This is a genomic window from Lacihabitans sp. CS3-21, from assembly GCF_024343675.1.
GTDB lineage: Bacteria > Bacteroidota > Bacteroidia > Cytophagales > Spirosomataceae > Leadbetterella.
Window position 1 is genome coordinate 33563 of sequence record NZ_RJUD01000114.1, and the last position, 19084, is coordinate 52646.

18 protein-coding genes are annotated in these 19084 nt (G+C 35.9%); 3 read left to right on the forward strand and 15 right to left on the reverse strand.

The genetic code is table 11. The features are described from left to right. Positions 1-34 precede the first annotated feature (34 nt). Entirely contained in the window at positions 35-706 is a 672-nt protein-coding gene (locus tag EGI24_RS21155; protein WP_255050635.1) for an FKBP-type peptidyl-prolyl cis-trans isomerase, read from the reverse strand. A gap of 164 nt (positions 707-870) precedes the next feature. Here EGI24_RS21155 and EGI24_RS21160 point away from each other — a divergent pair, with 164 nt between their 5' ends. Continuing rightward, positions 871-1797 (forward strand): hypothetical protein, encoded by a 927-nt coding sequence (locus EGI24_RS21160; protein ID WP_255050636.1) that lies wholly within the window; start codon positions 871-873, stop codon positions 1795-1797. Positions 1798-1835: 38 nt separating this feature from the next. Here the strand turns inward: EGI24_RS21160 and EGI24_RS21165 are convergent, their stop codons facing one another. After that, positions 1836-2687 carry an AraC family transcriptional regulator gene (locus EGI24_RS21165; protein WP_255050637.1) on the reverse strand — a complete coding sequence of 284 codons (852 nt, stop codon included), beginning with the start codon at positions 2685-2687 and terminating at the stop codon, positions 1836-1838. A gap of 171 nt (positions 2688-2858) precedes the next feature. Here EGI24_RS21165 and EGI24_RS21170 point away from each other — a divergent pair, with 171 nt between their 5' ends. Together EGI24_RS21170 and EGI24_RS21175 are read left to right on the forward strand one after the other, a co-directional pair. Then, a complete protein-coding gene (locus tag EGI24_RS21170; protein WP_255050638.1) occupies positions 2859-4097 on the forward strand; it encodes a sugar MFS transporter in 1239 nt (412 codons plus the stop codon). Beyond that, the gene (locus EGI24_RS21175) at positions 4097-5536 is read left to right on the forward strand and encodes an alpha,alpha-trehalase (protein WP_255050639.1); all 1440 of its coding nucleotides are present in this window, start codon (positions 4097-4099) and stop codon (positions 5534-5536) included. Before EGI24_RS21170 ends, EGI24_RS21175 begins: the two co-directional genes overlap by 1 nt. Here EGI24_RS21175 and EGI24_RS21180 read toward each other — a convergent pair. The 13 genes from EGI24_RS21180 to EGI24_RS21240 form a co-directional block, all read right to left on the reverse strand. Beyond that, positions 5533-6051: an HAD family hydrolase gene (locus EGI24_RS21180; RefSeq protein ID WP_255050640.1), complete on the reverse strand. Its 519-nt coding sequence runs from the start codon at positions 6049-6051 to the stop codon at positions 5533-5535. The genes EGI24_RS21175 and EGI24_RS21180 overlap by 4 nt on opposite strands. 80 nt (positions 6052-6131) lie before the next feature. Continuing rightward, positions 6132-6668, reverse strand: a complete 537-nt coding sequence (locus EGI24_RS21185; protein WP_255050641.1) for a hypothetical protein — start codon at positions 6666-6668, stop codon at positions 6132-6134. 24 nt (positions 6669-6692) lie between these two features. Further along, positions 6693-7238, reverse strand: coding sequence for an OmpA family protein (locus tag EGI24_RS21190; RefSeq protein WP_255050642.1), 546 nt, complete (start codon positions 7236-7238; stop codon positions 6693-6695). Positions 7239-7487: 249 nt separating this feature from the next. After that, positions 7488-9281 (reverse strand): transcription termination factor Rho, encoded by a 1794-nt coding sequence (gene rho / locus EGI24_RS21195; protein ID WP_255050643.1) that lies wholly within the window; start codon positions 9279-9281, stop codon positions 7488-7490. A 204-nt stretch (positions 9282-9485) separates the two neighbouring features. Next, the gene (gene dapF, locus EGI24_RS21200) at positions 9486-10250 is read right to left on the reverse strand and encodes a diaminopimelate epimerase (RefSeq protein WP_255050644.1); all 765 of its coding nucleotides are present in this window, start codon (positions 10248-10250) and stop codon (positions 9486-9488) included. Between the two features lie 195 nt (positions 10251-10445). After that, positions 10446-10799, reverse strand: coding sequence for a 50S ribosomal protein L19 (gene rplS / locus EGI24_RS21205; protein ID WP_255050645.1), 354 nt, complete (start codon positions 10797-10799; stop codon positions 10446-10448). 191 nt (positions 10800-10990) lie between these two features. Further along, positions 10991-11953 (reverse strand): nucleoside hydrolase, encoded by a 963-nt coding sequence (locus EGI24_RS21210; protein WP_255050646.1) that lies wholly within the window; start codon positions 11951-11953, stop codon positions 10991-10993. 1 nt (position 11954) lies between these two features. Further along, on the reverse strand, positions 11955-12950 hold the full coding sequence (locus EGI24_RS21215; protein ID WP_255050647.1) for a phosphotransferase: 996 nt from the start codon (positions 12948-12950) through the stop codon (positions 11955-11957). An 18-nt stretch (positions 12951-12968) separates the two neighbouring features. Continuing rightward, on the reverse strand, positions 12969-15938 hold the full coding sequence (locus EGI24_RS21220) for a TonB-dependent siderophore receptor (RefSeq protein ID WP_255050648.1): 2970 nt from the start codon (positions 15936-15938) through the stop codon (positions 12969-12971). A gap of 96 nt (positions 15939-16034) precedes the next feature. Continuing rightward, positions 16035-16715: a DUF2064 domain-containing protein gene (locus tag EGI24_RS21225; RefSeq protein WP_255050649.1), complete on the reverse strand. Its 681-nt coding sequence runs from the start codon at positions 16713-16715 to the stop codon at positions 16035-16037. Positions 16716-16819: 104 nt separating this feature from the next. Beyond that, on the reverse strand, positions 16820-17206 hold the full coding sequence (locus EGI24_RS21230) for a DUF3037 domain-containing protein (RefSeq protein ID WP_255050650.1): 387 nt from the start codon (positions 17204-17206) through the stop codon (positions 16820-16822). After that, a complete protein-coding gene (locus tag EGI24_RS21235) occupies positions 17184-17954 on the reverse strand; it encodes a HipA family kinase (RefSeq protein WP_255050651.1) in 771 nt (256 codons plus the stop codon). The genes EGI24_RS21230 and EGI24_RS21235 overlap by 23 nt, the downstream gene beginning before the upstream one ends. 5 nt (positions 17955-17959) lie before the next feature. Further along, positions 17960-19009 carry a VOC family protein gene (locus EGI24_RS21240; RefSeq protein WP_255050652.1) on the reverse strand — a complete coding sequence of 350 codons (1050 nt, stop codon included), beginning with the start codon at positions 19007-19009 and terminating at the stop codon, positions 17960-17962. Between the last annotated feature and the right edge of the window lie 75 nt (positions 19010-19084).

Here is a 19084-nt window from a genome sequence, read left to right on the forward strand (position 1 = left end):
CCATAACTTGTGTTTGTTTCTTATTTAATAGAAACTATTTAACGATTTCAATCAATTCTACATCAAAAATTAATGCCTGATTTGGACCAATAGATGGTGGACCTTGTGGGCCGTATGCCAAATCAGAAGGTATATAAAGTGTCCATTTAGAACCAGTCGGCATCATCTGCAACGCCTCAACCCACCCTTTTATTACTTGAGTTACACCAAATGTTGCTGGTTCACCCCTATTCACTGAACTATCAAAAACTGTACCGTCTATAAGTGTGCCATGATAATGAACTTTTACTTTGTCAGTTTCTAGAGCCTTTGCTCCTGTTCCAGCAGTTATCACTTTATATTGTAAGCCTGACGCAGTGGTTTGAATACCCGGCTTGGTTTTATTTTGGGCCAAAAATGCATCGCTTTTTACTTTGTTTTCATTTCCAGCTTTCATGGCTTGGTTCTGGAAATAATTTTGAATAAAAGCTCCAGAGGCCTCAGAAGTCATTACGCTTTTACTATTTGCAATCGCATCTTTAATAGCCTTGGCCAAAATATCTGGATTAACATTTAATTTTTGATTTCTTAAATTGTCTCCAACATTAACTCCAATTGCATAACTAAGAGAATCTAAAGATGTTTTAAGTACTTGTGCATGGCTTTTAAAAACTGTTAAAATATTGAAAACTAATAAAGTAAGTGCTATTTTTGAACTGATTCTCATAAATGAATTGATTATTATTTAAATTATTATTGTGAAATACGTTAGAAAGACAAAAAAACATAATAATTTTAACATTTTTAACATTACCATTAACAAATTTTTGGTTAAAAGATTTGTGGTATAGTTTTTGAAATTTCCTAATAACAAATTAATATCCTAGTAAAATGTCATTTTCAAAAAATATTCTTAGCTCAATTACATCATTTATTGCCTCTATATTCCGTGGTATCGCAAATCTTGTAAATGCGTTTTTGAACAAATTCAAAAAACCGTATCATTCTTCTTCAATGAGTTTCAGAGGTTTGTTGCATTCTATGGCTATTGCAGTTGGCGTTTTTGTAGTACTTTTCGTGTTTCAGCCATTTGGAATAAAAGAAATCGAGGAGTCTGAAAAAATGATGATTTTGATAATTTGTGGCGTTATAGCCTTAGCTTCGATGTTGGTCTGCCAATTTGCATTTCCGTTTGTTGCAAAATCATTTTACGACGAACACCATTGGAATGGTTCTAAGCAGCTTATTCAATCTCTTTTAATGTCTATCATGATTAGCTTAGGATTATCCTATTTTTTAGCCTCAAAAAATATTGGTAACATAAGTTTCCCAGTTGATGGATTGGTATTTTTTGCATTTACCATCATCCCTTTAGTACTTTTTATTTTTGTGCAAGAAACGATGCACGACTCGAAATATAAAAGGAAAGCCGAAAATCTCAACTCAGACCTCAAAAACAAAAGTGTGGTGAATTCGGACAACCCTTTGAAAATATTGGTATTCAAAGGAAATAACGAGAAACTAAGCCTTATCCCAAACCAACTGATTTATGCAAAAATTGATGGAAATACATCGGAGTTTTTCTATCAAAATCCTTTTGGTATAGACAAATCGGTAATCACGATAGATAGCAAAGAAGTTCTGAATGAACTCATTGGACACCCACAATTTGTAAAATTTTCTGAAAATATTATGCTGAACACCAATGCTATCCAAAAAATAAGTGGCTCGGCACGGGGCTATGATATAGCCATAGCAAGGGTAAACGAAATGGTTAAAGTTTCGGGAAAATTCAAGAAAAATATAGAAAAGCTGTAACAAAAAACAATATTGATTTCTTTGATAAGAGAGGAGAGTTATCTTCTCTCTTTTTTTTCGAATACCTTATTTTGGAATTCGCTGGGAGAAATATTCTTGAAATGTTTAAATGTCCTACTAAAATATGAAAGAGAATTAAAGCCACAAAGAAAAGCCACATTGGAAACGCTCTGTCCTTCGGTAAGTTGAATACACGCCTGGTTTATACGATACTCGTTTAGAAAATCTGTAAATGATACACCTAAATTCTTTTTAAAATAATTGCAAAAAGCAGGTAAAGTCAAATTGCTTAGTTCAGCAACCTCCAGTGTATTAATATCATTCGAATAGTTTTTTTCCACAAATTGAAATATCTTCAAGACTCTATTCTGATCTTTTGTAAAATCACTCGTTTGATATTGCGTACTGTTTAGAATTTGATATTCCGATTCAATTGCGAGCTTCTTTAAAATATTAAGCAAGCATATATATCTTTCAAAAGGCTCCAGTGATTTTATTTTTCTAAAATCGCCTTCTAATCTTTTTTTTATTGAATTTGAAAATGAAACGCCATATTGGGCTTTTTTAAGTAACTGATTTACTATTTCAAACTCTGCAATTTCTGGAACAAGTTCTCGCTTAAATTGAATAACCAGTTCCTCATGTTTACCGAGAGCCCCATATCCAAAACCAGAATGAGGTAGATTTGACCCAATCAAAACCAGATCACCGTTTTCATAATAACTGACATGATTACCCACGTGTCGCCTACCAATTCCATCAAAGACAAAAACCAACTCGAATTCAGGATGATAATGGTAATTCCACAAAAAAACTTCAGGCATCACATGGTGATACAAAATCTTAATAGATGACGCAGGATCTGGCGATATTCTTTCTAAAGGAATCAAATTGCAAAATATTAATACAGTGCAAATATTAGATAAAATATTGATAAAATATAGATTTATTTTGCCATTATTTTGCATTAAATAAATATACTTTCAAAGAATTAACCTATGATAAATATTAGAGCGAATCATTTTGGTTCGCTTTATTTTTTTCTAAACAGCTCCAAAACCATGAATAATTGGAAACTCAAGGCTTCTCTTTTTCTTAACTACTTTGTTTTTGCAATTTTACTCAACAGTGTAGGAATTGTCATTTCGAAATCCATCAATGTATATAAAATCACAGAAAGCAACGCATCTGTTTTAGAAGCTTTTAAAGACTTGCCTATTGCCTTGGTTTCTTTGTTGATTGCTTCTTTTTTACCAAAACTTGGCTACAAAAAAGCCATGTTAATTGGTCTTCTGATAGTTTTCTTTGGCTGCATAGGCATGTACTTGGGTAATTCGTTTCTAAGTGCCAAGTTATTGTTTTTGAGCATTGGGGTTAGTTTTGCACTCATCAAACTTTCAGTTTATAGCCTAATTGGAGAAATAACTAATTCACAAAAAGAACACACCGCATTTATGAGTTCAATTGAAGGTTTTTTTATGATAGGTATTGCTACTGCATATTTCTTATTCCCCTACTTTTACAGTGAAACAGACATAAACCAATGGTTAAACGTCTATTTGGTGCTGTGTGGCTTGATATTCGTTTCATTTGTTTTTTTATTATTTTCAGAAATCCCCAAAGAAATTTCAAGTGATGAAACTTCAATAATGGAAGACCTCCAAGCATCTTTCAAATTGATAATTCTTCCGTTGGTATTGGTTTTTGTCGCATCTGCATTCTTTTTTGTAATGATAGAACAAGGAATTATGACTTGGCTTCCTCGCTTCAATCAAAAAATATTTGCCTTCTCAGAAAAATTAAGTGTTCAAATGGCTTCCATTTTAGCAGTTTCATTGGCTTTAGGAAGATTTTTAGCGGGAATGGTTGCAAAAAAAATCTCTTGGGTAGTAATTGTAATTGTTTGCTCAATGGTGTCTATCCTGATTTTATTTTTTGTTCTTCCTCAACTAAAAACTAGCGGCGAAGAAGTAAAAATGATTAGTTCAATTACAGAGGTACCCTTTCTGGGTTTTGTTTTACCCCTAATCGGTCTGTTTATAGCTCCCATATATCCATTATTAAATTCGGCTGTTTTGAGCAGTTTACCCAAAAAACTCCATTCTTCCATGTCTGGGTTGATTATCATATTTTCAGCATTAGGTGGCACGCTTGGGTCAAGAATTGTCGGAACGCTCTTTGAAGTTATGGGTGGTGTGAATGCCTTCTATTTTTTATTTATTCCGATTATCCTTTTGATTGTTTTTGTGCTTAGAATACAAGCCATTATAAAAAAACAGGCCGAAAATCACCCCTTTTAATGAAAACAATAGTAGAAGAAAAGGCACTTTTTGAGGCTGTTCAGCTTTCAGGGATATTTGAGGATTCTAAATCGTTTCCTGATATGGTAGCTCTCAGAAAAATAGAAGATATAGCTGAAGATTTTAACAAAGAACAAAATAATAAAAACTTTGACCTTACTGAATTTGTAAAAAGAAACTTTCGGAGTGTCATACCCAATAATAAAACATTTGTAACGCAACATTTTAATTATCCAGAACAACACATCCATAATCTATGGAATCATTTAACAAAAAAAACTGAGCCAGAAGTTCTAAACTCTACTTATATATCGCTCCCAAACGACTTTGTAGTTCCTGGTGGCCGATTTCAGGAAACTTACTACTGGGACAGTTATTTTACGATGTTGGGGCTTATCATTTCAAAAAAAAATGATTTGGTCATTGGCATGATTAAAAACTTTGCCTTTTTAATAGATCAGTTCGGATTTATCCCTAATGGCAATAGAACCTACTTTTTGAGTAGAAGCCAACCTCCTTTTTTTAGCCTGATGCTGGATTTGTTGAACGATTTTAACACTTCTATCAAGCCAATTGATTTCTTAAGTCAATTAGAAAAAGAATACACTTTTTGGATGACAAACAGGTCTATTGTAATGCCTGAAGGTGAAATATTGAATCGATATGATGACACAGATCCTACGCCAAGGCCAGAATCTTACATTGAGGACATTGAGCTTGCCGAAAAATCTTATCAAAATCCCCATGAATTATTTAGAAACATCAGAGCAGCATGTGAGTCTGGCTGGGATTTTAGCAGTAGATGGCTGGAAAAAGGCCATGATTTGGCAAGTATAAATACGACGAATATCATCCCGGTTGATTTAAATTGCCTTTTGTATTTTTTAGAAACACAACTCGCAAAGATGCATCCTACTGAAGGTAATTCTTATCTAGAAAAAGCTACAAATCGAAAAAGAGCAATCGAGAAATACTTTTGGAATGAGGAACAAAAGTTTTTTTGTGACTTTGATTTGGTTAAAAACTTGGTTCGTCAAAATCTCTCTCTGGCAGGAGTTTTTCCACTTTATTTTAATTTGGCAAATAGTGTACAAGCAGAATCCGTTGCAAAATTATTAGAAAGTAGCTTTTTGAAAACTGGGGGATTATTAACTACCACCTCTGAAAGTGGACAGCAATGGGATGCCCCAAATGGCTGGGCACCTCTTCAGTGGATAGCATTTGTGGGACTAAAAAACTATGGGTTCAAAAAATTAGCAGATCAAATAAAAACCAATTGGATAAAACTCAACGAATCAACATTTTATAAAAGCGGAAAGTTTACTGAAAAATACAACGTTGCGAGTTCGGATGAAGAAACTGGAGGTGGAGAATATCCCAATCAAGACGGTTTTGGCTGGACCAATGGCGTTTATCTATCTTTTAAAAAAGAAACTTAAAAAACCTTCATCCATTTTCCTTGAGCTTTCATCACCAGCTCTATAACATCTCTAACAGCTCCTTTTCCTCCACTAATTGGAGAAATATAATCACTCACCTCTAAGACTTCCTCTACGGCATCTGCAGGACAGCAAGCCAATACCTTCGTTGACTTCATCACCAAGTAATCAGGAATATCGTCTCCAATGAATAGGATTTCTTCTTCTGTTTTTCCTTTTGCTAACATGTACTGCTGAAAAGTTGGCAATTTTTGGTCAGTACCAACAGACAAGAAAATATCCTGCACACCCAAACCACTCAGTCGCGTAGCAATGCTTTTTTGCTTCCCGCCTGAAATTACAGCCATGGCATAGCCTGATTTTAAAGCAATCTGCACCGCATAACCATCTCTAACATTAAATACACGTTGAACATCGCTTTCTCCTACTAGCAGTGTAGCATCAGTAAAAACTCCATCCACATCAAATACGAAAGTTGTAATCTTACTTAGTTTTGATTTTAGCTTAATGTCCATTTGAAAATTTAATTGGTTCGCAATTTAAACAAAAACGAGGGCAAGCCCTCGTTTTTGTTTCCAATAAAATTGGTTGATCATTAAGACTTACCTTTATTTAATTCGTCTTGCCACTTTTTCAATTCATCCCATTTGCCATCTCTAGCCAATGCCGACTGCTCGGGCCAAGTAGTTGGATCATGCATTTGAAAACGCGAACCTGCTGCATCTAGTATTTCTTTTATTCTAGCAGCCGGAGTAGCAGCTAAATCAGCGAATGTATATATACCTGCATTGTTGCAAAGTTCTTCGATTTTTGGACCAATGCCTTCTACAATCTTCAAATCGTCTTTTTTATTTGCGACAGGAGCACTAGCAGCAACAAATGCAGCAACAGGTGCTACAACAGCCGCCGTCGTTCCTAAATCAAGATTTGCTGATGCAGAAACTTTTGATTTTCTACAAGCTTCTAATTCTCCTTCCAAGAAGTTGATTCTGTCTTGAAGTTCACTTGCGTGAGATTTTAATCTGTCTCCCAATAATTTTGAAAGAAGCCACCACATTAGTAATAGCATTCCCAAAAGAAAAAGAAATAAATCCCAAGGGAAACAGTTGAATAAACATTTAAGATTTTCCATATACGTAAGATTTTTGATATTGTATTATTTAATAAGTCTAATTGAAACTCTTCTATTTTTTGCCTTGTTTTCCGGCGAATCATTTTCGGCAATTGGTTCAGATTCTCCTTTACCAATCAGCTGTAGATTGTCTGAATTGAAACCTTGTTTTGCGAGAATTCCTTTTACGATGGCGGCTCTTCTCTCTGAGAGGCTGATATTTGAGACATCATCCCCATCACTGTCGGTATGACCAGTCAAACTTAGCTTTTCATTTGGATTTTTTTCCAAATACTTTTTGGCGGTTTCTAACCAGGTATCTATTTCCTCTGTACGAATGATAGAGGATTTGCCTGATTGGAAATAAACATCGAGAGGTTCAAAGAGGACTTTTTCCTCAGGAGTAAGATTTGCTTGAGTCGTATCTTCAGCTTGGACGGCTACATTTACAGTATCTGCCAAAATTGGTGAAGCAGCTACAGCAGCTTTTGGTTGACAATCAGGGCAATAGTCCTTCCTGTTACAATTCCAAAACCAACTAAAAAGTAATGACCCTAACAAAATCAATAGCGGAATCAATAATCTATTCATGATTAAGACAAGGGGTTAGTTAATAAACAAATTAATAGTTCAATTTAAAACAAAAATTAATAAAGTCAACAATTAGGACGATTATTTTGAAAAAAGTAACTAAAAAATATTATTTATATCTATTAATAATCAACACTTTAAATAATTATTTCTTAATTCTTGTGCATTTACGCTATTGAAATCAGCCTTATAATCCATAAAAAAAGGAAGTCACAATTGACTTCCTTCTCATTATATATTTAAATAAGACTATCTGTTCATGGTCATCAAAAACTCTTGATTGGTTTTTGTGCCTTTCATTTTAGAAAGCAGGAATTCCATTGTTTCCATAGGATTCATGTCCGCCATATATTTTCTTAGTAACCAAACTCTCTGCAACTCGTCTTTGTCCATTAAAAGGTCTTCTCTACGAGTGCCTGATGCCAATATATCGATAGAAGGATATACTCGCTTGTTGGCCAATCTACGATCCAGCTGAAGTTCCATGTTACCTGTACCTTTGAATTCCTCAAAGATAACTTCGTCCATTTTAGAACCTGTATCAATCAGGGCTGTAGCTACAATCGTCAATGAACCTCCGTTTTCTATTTTTCTAGCGGCTCCAAAGAATCTCTTTGGCTTATGTAATGCATTGGCATCCACACCACCCGAAAGAATCTTACCTGAAGAAGGCATCACAGTGTTGTAGGCACGAGCCAAACGCGTGATGGAGTCCAATAAAATCACCACATCGTGACCTGATTCCACCAATCTTTTGGCTTTTTCTAGAACTAAATTCGAAACTTTTACGTGTTTTTCGGCAGTCTCATCAAATGTAGAAGAGATAACCTCGGCCTTTACACTGCGTTGCATATCCGTTACCTCCTCCGGTCTTTCATCTATCAAAAGAATAATCAAATAAACCTCTGGATGATTGATCGTAATAGCATTGGCAATTTCTTTCAACAAAACTGTCTTACCAGTCTTAGGTTGGGCTACTATCATTCCCCTTTGGCCTTTGCCGATTGGTGAAAACAAATCCAACACACGAGTAGACATTACATCTGACCTTGTACTTAAGTTAAGTTTTTCTTGTGGAAACAATGGTGTGAGGTATTCAAAAGGAATTCTGTCACGAATTTCCTCTGTTGTTTTGCCATTTACTGAAAGTACTTTCAGTAAAGCAAAATATTTCTCGCCATCTTTGGGTGGCCTAATAGACCCATGAATGGTATCACCCGTTTTTAGGCCAAAAAGTTTAATTTGTGATGGCGAAACATAGATATCGTCTGGGCTGGCTAGGTAATTATAATCCGCAGAACGTAAGAAGCCATAACTTCCTTCACTCATGATTTCTAATACGCCAATGTTCTCAATTAGCCCATCAAACTCTTTTACTAAGTTATTAAACTGCTTTTTTATAGAGCGACCGTAGTCCTCTTTCTTTTTTGCATCTTGTTTTTGTTCATTGGTTAGGACTTCCTCACCTGGCAATCCCAAATCCTCGTCCGTTATGTCTGGAATCTCTTCTATTAAATCAGATATATCAATTTCATCTGATATATTTATATCTATAATTTCGTTTGAATCTGGCTGAATATCGGTGTCAACCATTTTGTTCTCTTTTGGAGCCTCTGTTTTACGGTTGTCTGGTTTTCTAAATTCTGGTCTTTTAAACTCCGCAATAATCGGTTTAGGCTCTTCTGGCTTCTCTTCAACAACTGGGGCGTTTACCAATTCAGGAGTATCCGTAGACATGGTATCGTCAGTAACTACGCGAGTAATTCTTTTTCTCAGGCGAGGTCCTTTATCCTCTGGCTCCATTGAGAGCGGATTCTGAGCTGGCCTTACATTCGGAAGTGCTTGTCCTTGTGGTTTAACCTTGATGGATTTTATGGGCTTTTCTTCAGTTTTAACTTCCTGTGTGGTTGGTGGATTATGATCCACGATTTTCTGAATAATGTCTTTTTTTGCGGCACCTTTGTCTAATTCAATGCCTAGTTCAGCTGAAATGCTTTTAAGTTCTGACAGAAGTTTTAGCTTCAAATCTTCTTGATTGTACATAGAAATTTTGTTTTGGAAAAACAATGAGGGTTGTTAAAGTACTTATGAATACATTAAACGCTTGGTTTGAAAAAATCTAGAATATTTCGGATTTTGAAATTACGAATCGGAAGAAGTCCCTTAGCAGTAATTTTTGATTTCGTTCGCAATTTTAAGCATTAAAATCTTTACCAACAAAAAAAAAGCTAAAAATATTAATAAATACTATGCATCACCCTTGAAAACAAACAATGCAGGGCCCTTCAATAGGATTTGAGAGAATTTTTGTTCTCCTTCAAAACTCACTTCGAGTTTGCCACCAAGTGTTTGTATTTTGATTTTTTGAGACAATCCTTTCTTTACTGATGAGGCTATAGCGGCTGCCGTTACGCCGGTTCCACAGGAAAATGTTTCGTCTTCAACACCTCTTTCATAGGTTCTGACTTTTAGATTTTCATTGTCAATGATTTGGATAAAATTCACATTTACACCACCTCTTGAAAGCCAATAGTCACTGTATCTAATAGCAGCTCCTTGCGTTTTAACATCCAAATTATCCAGATTTTCTTGAAATATAACCAGGTGCGGTGAACCTGTGTTGAGAAAATACCCGTTGGTTTCATCAATTATTTCCTCTACGTCTATCATACCCAACGAAACCTCATCATTTTCTACCATGGCATGGTGCGGGCCGTCTACTGCTATAAAACTGGTGGCTGTTTCAAAAATACCTAAATCAGAGGCAAACTTCACTGCACATCTTCCCCCATTGCCGCACATGCTTCCCTCCTTACCGTCAGCGTTGAAATATCGCATTCTGAAATCAAAACCTTCGGCATTTTCAATTAATATCAATCCATCCGCTCCGATTCCGAATCTTCTATGACATAGAAACTCCACATTTTTTATAGAATCATCAAATCCTCCCTCACGATTATCAATCATCACGAAATCATTGCCTGTTCCTTGATATTTAAAAAATTGGGTCATAAAATGCAGCTTTGCTATTCAGTTATAAAAGTAATATTATTTTGATTGAAAAAGTTCGATGGTTGATGAACTTTGATGGGTTTTTATTTGTGAGGAGACAAACTCTGGCGGCAAAAAAAAAGTCATCTCAAAGAGATGACGTTTTTTGCACAAATTATGAAAAAGCTATTACTTAAAATTATTAAGCAATGTTACTTACTTTTTTAGTTCTTTGATTCTCGCAGCTTTACCATGTTTTCCTCTTAGGAAGTACAATTTAGCACGACGAACCTTACCTCTTCTAAGAACTTCGATTTTGTCGATACTTGGTGACAAAACTGGGAAGATTCTCTCTACTCCAACACCGTTAGAAATTTTACGTACTGTAAAAGTCTCACCTGGAGTACCGAAGTTTTTTCTTTGAATAACAACACCTTGGTACAACTGAATACGCTCTTTGTTTCCTTCAAATATTTTCACAAATACGTTAACAGTGTCACCCGCCTTGAAATCAGGTAATCCAGCTCTTGAACTGCTGTATTCTGATTCTACAAACTTAATTAAATCCATTTAATAAAAAAATTATTGATAAAAAATTTATTGAAAGTAAAGAGGCTTCTTTTAGGCTAAAAGAGGCGTTTACAGAAACGAGGTGCAAATATAGTGATATTTTATAATATTCTAAACTTTGGCTTTGAAATTTTCTGAAAATGTGAATCATTAAAAGCTTTCAATCTATTGTTATACACTTCTTTACGATTTTACCTATATTTTAAGGACTCTAACACTATTTCTTCAAAACCTGGAAGAGTTTTATAGGCATACTTGCATTTCCACTTGGATTTTGAATCTTTGGAGGCTATCAAAAAGGCTTTTTCCTTTGGTCTATTGGCAGGAATTGTTGCATCATTTTCCATGTTGACAATGTCCACAGGAATGTTTTCGTAGTATTTAAAATACTGTGGATGAGTTAAATAACCGAGAGGCGTTACATCAAACGGAATAAAGCCGTCATTGCCAAATAATTGTTTGTGACGCAGTGACCACGGTCTTAAGAAATCGTAAACCCACTTATCTCCTTCAAAGCTATTGTTCAGGAAATCATAGTCGGTTTTTCCAAGAAACAGATAAACACTCGCCTCGAAACCCGATAACACAACTTTTATGCCCGAGTCAAACACAATCTTGAAAGATTCTACGTCTTTTTCGAAATTATAATCAGAAACAATTTGCTGTTCCAGACCCGGTTTAAAATGAAAACCTGGAGTACGTCCTGCACAAAAAACTATTTCATCTATCTGTGAAGCCAATTCAGGATGATTCTTCAATACCGTAGCCACATTGGTGGCTGGTCCGAGAGCCAGAATTGTGAGTTTTTCTTTTTTTAAAGCCGCCGCCAAGGCTATGGTAGCGTCATTTTCTTCACCTACGTCGGTACAAGTATTGGACCCTTTATAAATAGGAATGTTAAGATTTGGAGCATACCATTTTAGCATTTTTTCGGTAATCCCATAAGCGTAATCCACATAAGTGACAAGGCTAATACCTTCTATTTTTATTTTGTCCTGAAACTTCAGGGCCATCATGAGCGTAATGGCGTCGTCTACTTCTCGTGGGGCACGATCGGGATTCCCAATCATGATGTCGGTATCAAACCATATTTTTTTTTGCGAAAAACCAGAGAAGCCTACTAAAATCAAACCAACAAAAACTAACTTTTTCATACTATACATTATTCATTATTAAGCCTTTGGCTTCTTTTAACAATTCTTTTTTGGTTTCTAAACTAAGCGAAAGGGGCAACTGAGCTAATCCTATGATTCTCCGTAGGACTTCTACCCCAACAAACTGATTAAGAAGTTTCTCGTCGAAATCAGCACCTTTTTTGTAATTCAACAATACGCTATCCATAATGGCTTCGCTTTGCTCGCTCATTTTTAAATGTGCAATGAAAACACCCAAGTCGAACTCAGCAAATCCATAAAAACAGAATTCTGGGTCAATAACTTTAACACCTGAGTCTGTTTTCAGGAAACTTCCTGGATAATAGTCGCCATGTAAAAAATAAGGTCCATCTGCCAGATACCTTTCACCTAGGTTTTTCACAACAGATTTGAGTTCTTGATCTTTTTTGTAAAGCATAGCCTCTGACTGTAAACCCAGCTGGATATTATCCAAATCGAACCCATTTTCTTCCATAAAAGGGTATAAAAATATATGCTCGTGGTTCAAAGCTCTCATTCCCCGATTGGCAAACTCTGGCGTTGGAGAATCGGCTCGAAAACTATGGTGCAAATGACTTATATACGCTACCATTTGAGCCAAATCGTCTGAGCTCATTCTTTGACCAGAATTGTATAAAAAGGAATAATCATTTGCTTGACCGAGATCTTCAGTAATTATAATATTGTTTACTTCATCCAAACCCAATAGTTTCGGCATGAATGATTTCAGAACCGAATCATTTTGGATAAATTCTATAAAACGACCCTCTATTACAGCCCGATTTGCAGGAGCAGGAATAGAAGGATATTTTTCTACATAATCTCTCGACTGCTTTACAATGAAAGTTCTACCAAAAGAAGTATATGCTCTCATTGTAAAATTCATGTTGCCTTCACCGGGCTTTTCAACCTTCATCAGAACCTCATTCGTCTCTAACCATCCTTTGGATTTGAGATAAACCTCGAGCTCATCAATTTTATCAAAACTTAGAATCATTTCAAACTGAATTAAATATTAAAAAACGTAACGGGCTCCAAACTGAAACTGACGTGGAGCAGAAGCAGCTTTCCATGTATAGGTGTTTGTGCTTTTATCGCCTACCATAAACTGATTACTGTTACCTCTTACCACATTGAACCCCGAATAGTTAACGGCATTTAAAAGGTTAAATATATCAGCCGAAAGCTCGAAATGCTTCATTAATGTGTATTTTAAAGAAAGGTCAAGCGTATTTGCCCAAGGTAATCTGTCGCTGTTTCTGATATTCCCTGGACTGTAATCTCCAGGATTGAAAAAATCATTATCACCATTGAGGTCGGTTGTACCAAAAATGCGGGCATCAGCAATTCGCGTAATCGGTTGACCGCTTTGCACTAGGAATGCTGGTGAAACAATAAGGTTTTTGATTGGATACCAGAAAAACATAAAGCTGGCCACATGACGACGGTCGTTTTCATCATAAGTATATTCTACATCATAATTATTAGCATCATTGGCTCTGGTATTAATACTGCTGGTATTACTTTTTATCAAGGCCAAAGAGTAACTCATTCTATAAGCAAACTTCCCTTCCCCTTTCAGTTTTTGATAAACCATGTTCATGGCCCAATATCTTGCTTTACCGTCGGTTTCGTTCATCAAAACGTTTCTTGCAAATCCTCTGAGGGTGTCGCTTCCTGCTACTGCATATTGGCCACGGCTGTCCGATTTTAACGGAACAGGTCTAGTTAAATCTGCCTCCGCAACTTTTCTTACCACTACATTTTTAGGGTCATTTAAAGGATAAGCTGATGGTGCATTTAGGTTTCTGATATAATACAAATTGTTGGTTGCTACATAATTTAAGTCGAGAGAAAACAAATGATCCTCGTCTGACTTGTGCTGATAGCCTAACGAAACTTGGTGAGAGTAAGGATTTTGGAAACCATTTGGATTTAGAATTCGCATATTGTTCACGAATTGTCTATCTCGACGTGATTGCAAATCGGTGTAACTCGGACCATTAAGATAAGTAACGTTAGAAGCAGTTGCTCTGATATTTCCAGGAAATGTAATCTTATCGATATCTGCGTTTGGATCAAGTTTTCCTAATTTTTGTAACTCTTTCAACTGTTTCTTAAAATCAGCAGAGGTACTGCTGAACTGCAGTGCGTCACTATGAATAGAATATTTTATTTTGTCTGTAAAAATTCCGTAACCTCCTCGTAAAGTACTTCTATCATCAATTTTATAATTGAAAGCCAACCGTGGGGCAAAATTGTTTAAGTCACCACGACTTCCACCACCTTTGGTAAGATTGTCATAGTCATATCTTATACCCATGATAAGGTTTAATTTGTTGTTTACCGCAAAAATATCTTCGAGATAGGTACTAAATACATTTTGTCTGGCTCCAAAAGTATTGGGCTGAAGCTCTACGTCATAATTGATCACTCGTACATCTACTGGAATATCATTCACATCCAAACTTGAATTAATACCTTTGGCTTTGAGAGCATCCAGCTGAGCTTGGTTTAGCCTTACGGTGTAAGTACCAAAAGAATTTCCTCCACCAAGCAAGGCATAGTCAGAAGTTATAAACTCCACTCCAAACTTGAGAGAGTGCTTGCCTTGTCTATAAAATAGTTTTTGCTGAAGCTGATTGGTATATTCTTTATTATCAAAAATAGCACCGCTTTGGCCCACAGTAGCAATAACCGCACCGCTAGGGTCTTGAACGGTTACCGAAGGACTATTGATATTTACAGGTTCACGATAGTTCCATCTGAAATAAGAAGTTTGGAAATTAGTTTCACCCGTAAGATATGAACTAAAAACGTATGCATTTTTCAATGCTACCAAATAGGTTCTGTTTTTCTGAGCGGAAGCTGCTGAAGGGAAAAGTGTTCCTCCTTCTAAGCCACCACCTTGACGGTCAATGTCGAAAATTCCATGATTTACTCTGAAAGAAGACTTGAATCTTTGGTTCCAAACTTGATCTATTTTTGCCGAACTGTAAGTGAAATTATTGAAGCCTGTAACGGTTTCGTTGACACCTAATTGCGGAACATTCAGCAAGTTGTCTTTCTTATCAATCGTTTGTTCAAAATTTAGGTAGAAAAACGTTTTGTCTTTTTTCAAAGCACCACCCAATCCAAAACCAGCCTGATTTCTTTGAAAACCGTCCTTTACCTGATTTCCTGAAAGATCCAAAGTTGCGAATGGTGATTTAGAATCAATTATAGAACCCGGACGTGTCAAATAAAAAGCCTCGCCTGTGAGTTTGTTTGAGCCAGATCTAGTGGTAACATTAACCAATCCATTACTTGTATTTCCAAATTCCACCGAGTAATTGTTAGTTAGAACCGAAATACCATCCGCAAATCCGATAGGCGTGTTGAATTTGGCGTTTCCAAGAAAACGCTCGTTGTTGTCCATACCATCAATAAGGTAGTTTGTAAAAGTACCACCAAGTCCGTTTATCGAAACATTTGGTGCTTCGGCGTATCCCAAAGTGGCAACCGTAAGATTGGGTAATCTGATAAGGGTTCGGGTAATATCTCTACCTTCCACGGGCAGTGCCTGAATCTCCTCTTTCGGAATGATGTAAGAAACCTCCGCGTTTTGGGTATTCATTTTTGCTCTTTTTGAATTGGTTATTCTGACTTCTTCCAAAAGTTCAACCCTGATTGTTGGCAATTCTAGATTAAAAACACTTATCTCTCCCACTTTCGGCGTAATACTACCTACAAATGCTTCTGCATATTTATCGTTGGCAAATGTAAAAGCCTTGTATGTTTTAGTAGTTTGAAGATCTTTAAAAACTACCTTTCCTGCTTTGTCGGAAAGCCCGAAAATAGTTTTTTCACCATACGTTTCAAGATAAACTTCAACGCTTTTTACGGGTTTATTGGTCAATAAGTCAATTACATTAACCTCAATTTGACTTTGAGCAAAACTCGAAAAAGAATAAAATATCGATATAATCAGTAATAATTTTTTCATAGAAAAATGAAAGTGTAAAAATTAAAACAATAAAAAACAATTAGGTCCCTCAATGCAATTGAAGAATCTACTTTAAAATAAAATGAAGTCTAAAAATTAATATCCAAAAATAGGAGGACCACGGAAACTGCAAGAAAATAGGAGAACTTCAGATTTTGCAATATTAATCCATGAAAATGTAAGAAACTGAAAGCTGCTAGTGAATTTTAGTAAAAATGATACAATATGTCTTTCACCTGAATATAAAACTAAATCCTTAAAAGTATTAATATCTTGAAGCTGATCTAATATTTGAATTTTCTTTTCAGAAAAACTGGCCAAAATACTTTGAAATAAGTTAGGAGTCTGCCAAGGTAAAGCTTGAAAATCAACATTATCGTAGGCTTTTTTTGTTAATCCTATAAGATAAGTTCCTCCTCTAAAATCAGGGCCAAAAACAGCATCAGAAGTATTTAGGGCTTCAGCTGCAGTGAGAATATGCTCAGTTTTAAGTGCCGGACAGTCGTTGCCGATACAGATTAAGTTTTCAAATCCTTTATCAAAAACAGTAGAAATGGCGGCCGTAATGTTCTGACCAAAACTTGCTTTTGAATCTAGATTAAGATCATTAGAAATAAAAACCGGAATTTGGGTTGACCGTGTTTTTTGTTTAGTAAGAATATTTAAATTTTGAAAAATCTGCTTATTCGCCAATTGATTTTTAGGTGCCAACACTTTGAGCGATGCCTCCTTTGAGAGTTCACGAGCAAAAATCAATATGGCAACCGATTGGTACAAATTATAAGGAGTTTGAGTAATTATTAAAAGACTAACGAAAACAAACTTGAAACGGATTATCGGACAAAGAAAAAAAATAAAATTTTATAAAAATGTAATCTATCTTACATTAAAACCATTTCTTCAAAAATCTTATTTAAAGCAGCAGTAGGTTGCTGGCAATAACCCGGATGAATTTCAGAGGCCTGAATGATGGTGCTCCGGCGTGCGGTTAGCCACCTGAACCTTGAAGCCAAATCTTGACTTCCTATCAAACCTGAATCTGGAGTACCCTGGCAAATTTTTTGAAAAGATAAAAGATGACTCTCAACTTCTTCTAAATCAACTTCGGGAAACAAAGACAAAATTCGACTTTTGTTTATTTGAAAAACAAAGTCGAGTGTTTTGAGGCTTTTGCAATATAAAACCACACCAATATTGATATATTCGCCTCTTTCGACCCTTGGAACGAGCCTAATTACCGCATACTCATATAAGTGCTTTTCTTGCATTTTCTATTTGAGTTTCAAAAATATGGGCGTTTTCTAATCTTTTAAGAAGGAAATCTATATACATTTTCTTGTTGGCTATTTCTCCCTCAGCAATCCAACTATCTGGAATCAGATTTACTATTTCTACCAAAAAATCCTTTGAGATAAGGAATTTGGACTTGTCTTTTATTTCCTCCAAATCAATAACTTTTGAAAGCAACACGTGGTCTTTAATTTGAATAAAAGGCTTAATGGATTGTTCTTCCCAAGCTTCGGGATTATGATGAAAATATAGCGACGCCCCATGATCAATCACCCAAAGTTTTTTGTTCCAAAAAAGCATATTGGTATTACGAGCAGTACGGTCAATATTCATTAAAAAAGCATCTAACCATACTATTTTTGAGGCTATTTCAGCATCAACTGTATTCACTACAGCATCAAAAGTAATAGAACCAGAAAGATAATGTAAGCCAAGATTTAAGCCCGTACTAAACTTCAATAAATCTTGAATTTCTTCGTCGGGCTCGGTACGTCCAAATCCTTCGGCTAGCTCTGCAAAAACCAATTCTGGAACCAAAAGACCTAACTTCCGAGCAATTTCTGCTCCTATTAGATCTGCAATCAGTGCTTTTGTTCCTTGTCCAGCACCTCTAAATTTTAGCACATACAAAAATCCGTCATCGGCCTCCACAATAGCTGGCAATGAACCACCCTCGCGAAGTGGTGTTACATATCGGGTGATATTTACTTTACGTATTTCGGGCATTTATTTTACAATTTCACCCTTCCCCATCCCAAAGTCTTTACCATCCAGTTTGGAAGCGGATTTTGTGTTTTCCGTTTTTTGAGATTGATATACCAACCAATTTTTTTCAAAACTGGCACTTTGTGTGTTTCTACAAATTCTATAAGTGTGCCGTCGGGATCCTCAATATAGGTAAATCTACCAGCAGCATCGCCCATGTCGAATGAATTGGCACTATCTACCACAAAAGTATAACCATTAGCGAGTAATTTTTCTCCAAGTTTGTCCATATTCAAGGCATCAAAACAAAGATGGATAAAGCCCAAGTCACCCCAACTCCGTCCTTCCATGATGGTTTTTCGGTCAGAAATTTCAAGAGCTTGTACCAACTCCAACTCAATATTTCCAAAAAGTCTTGAAAATGCTCCTTCATCAGATTGACTTTTTCTTAACAATACTCTTCTAAATTGTTTATTATCGGCATTCAAACCTGAAAAATCTTCAAAACATCCAGTTTTGTCATAAACAATGGTTTCAAGTCCAAGCACATCTTTGTATAGCTTCAGTGCTTTTTCCATATCGCTTACCCCCAAAATAACACCCAAGACGCCTCCGGTGTTTGATAACGAGTTTATAAACCATGAGTCATCTTCTACCAATTGCAATTGATTACCATAATTATCTTTCAACCAAGCTGTTGGTTTGTTTTCTGGAGTTCTAAAAAGTGGAATGGGTGTAGATTTTGAAAATGCCAATAGGTCTTGACTTTTGATTTTCAAAGCAAAAATACCCAAATCACCCAATTTGGGTTCAAAAGAACAAGCAAGAGGCAATGGATTTTTTGACTCCCAAATTTCGGCTCCACCGCCTCCAGCCATATTTACGGCAAGAATGGCCCGACGCTTTCTGATATTGCCATTTGTGTACCTGACCATCAATTTGGCATCCGCGATATCGTCAAAAACAGGCACATCAAGTCCAAGATTTTTATTGTACCATTTAAATGATTCGCCGGCATCCACTACACCAATACCCACTTGTTGAATACCAGAAATCAAGTTTTCGTTTTTAGACATATCGAGAAGATTAAAATTTGGCCTAAAATTAATAGATTAATCTGAGTTTTGGATAATCGAAGAGGTGGAATACCT

Coding starts and splice junctions, on each gene's coding strand:
- EGI24_RS21155 (WP_255050635.1), bottom strand. CDS start 706: ATGAGAATCAGTTCAAAAATAGCACTTACTTTATTAGTTTTCAATATT.
- EGI24_RS21160 (WP_255050636.1), top strand. CDS start 871: ATGTCATTTTCAAAAAATATTCTTAGCTCAATTACATCATTTATTGCC.
- EGI24_RS21170 (WP_255050638.1), top strand. CDS start 2,859: ATGAATAATTGGAAACTCAAGGCTTCTCTTTTTCTTAACTACTTTGTT.
- EGI24_RS21175 (WP_255050639.1), top strand. CDS start 4,097: ATGAAAACAATAGTAGAAGAAAAGGCACTTTTTGAGGCTGTTCAGCTT.
- EGI24_RS21180 (WP_255050640.1), bottom strand. CDS start 6,051: ATGGACATTAAGCTAAAATCAAAACTAAGTAAGATTACAACTTTCGTA.
- EGI24_RS21185 (WP_255050641.1), bottom strand. CDS start 6,668: ATGGAAAATCTTAAATGTTTATTCAACTGTTTCCCTTGGGATTTATTT.
- EGI24_RS21190 (WP_255050642.1), bottom strand. CDS start 7,238: ATGAATAGATTATTGATTCCGCTATTGATTTTGTTAGGGTCATTACTT.
- rho (WP_255050643.1), bottom strand. CDS start 9,281: ATGTACAATCAAGAAGATTTGAAGCTAAAACTTCTGTCAGAACTTAAA.
- dapF (WP_255050644.1), bottom strand. CDS start 10,250: ATGACCCAATTTTTTAAATATCAAGGAACAGGCAATGATTTCGTGATG.
- rplS (WP_255050645.1), bottom strand. CDS start 10,799: ATGGATTTAATTAAGTTTGTAGAATCAGAATACAGCAGTTCAAGAGCT.
- EGI24_RS21210 (WP_255050646.1), bottom strand. CDS start 11,953: ATGAAAAAGTTAGTTTTTGTTGGTTTGATTTTAGTAGGCTTCTCTGGT.
- EGI24_RS21215 (WP_255050647.1), bottom strand. CDS start 12,950: ATGATTCTAAGTTTTGATAAAATTGATGAGCTCGAGGTTTATCTCAAA.
- EGI24_RS21220 (WP_255050648.1), bottom strand. CDS start 15,938: ATGAAAAAATTATTACTGATTATATCGATATTTTATTCTTTTTCGAGT.
- EGI24_RS21230 (WP_255050650.1), bottom strand. CDS start 17,206: ATGCAAGAAAAGCACTTATATGAGTATGCGGTAATTAGGCTCGTTCCA.
- EGI24_RS21235 (WP_255050651.1), bottom strand. CDS start 17,954: ATGCCCGAAATACGTAAAGTAAATATCACCCGATATGTAACACCACTT.
- EGI24_RS21240 (WP_255050652.1), bottom strand. CDS start 19,009: ATGTCTAAAAACGAAAACTTGATTTCTGGTATTCAACAAGTGGGTATT.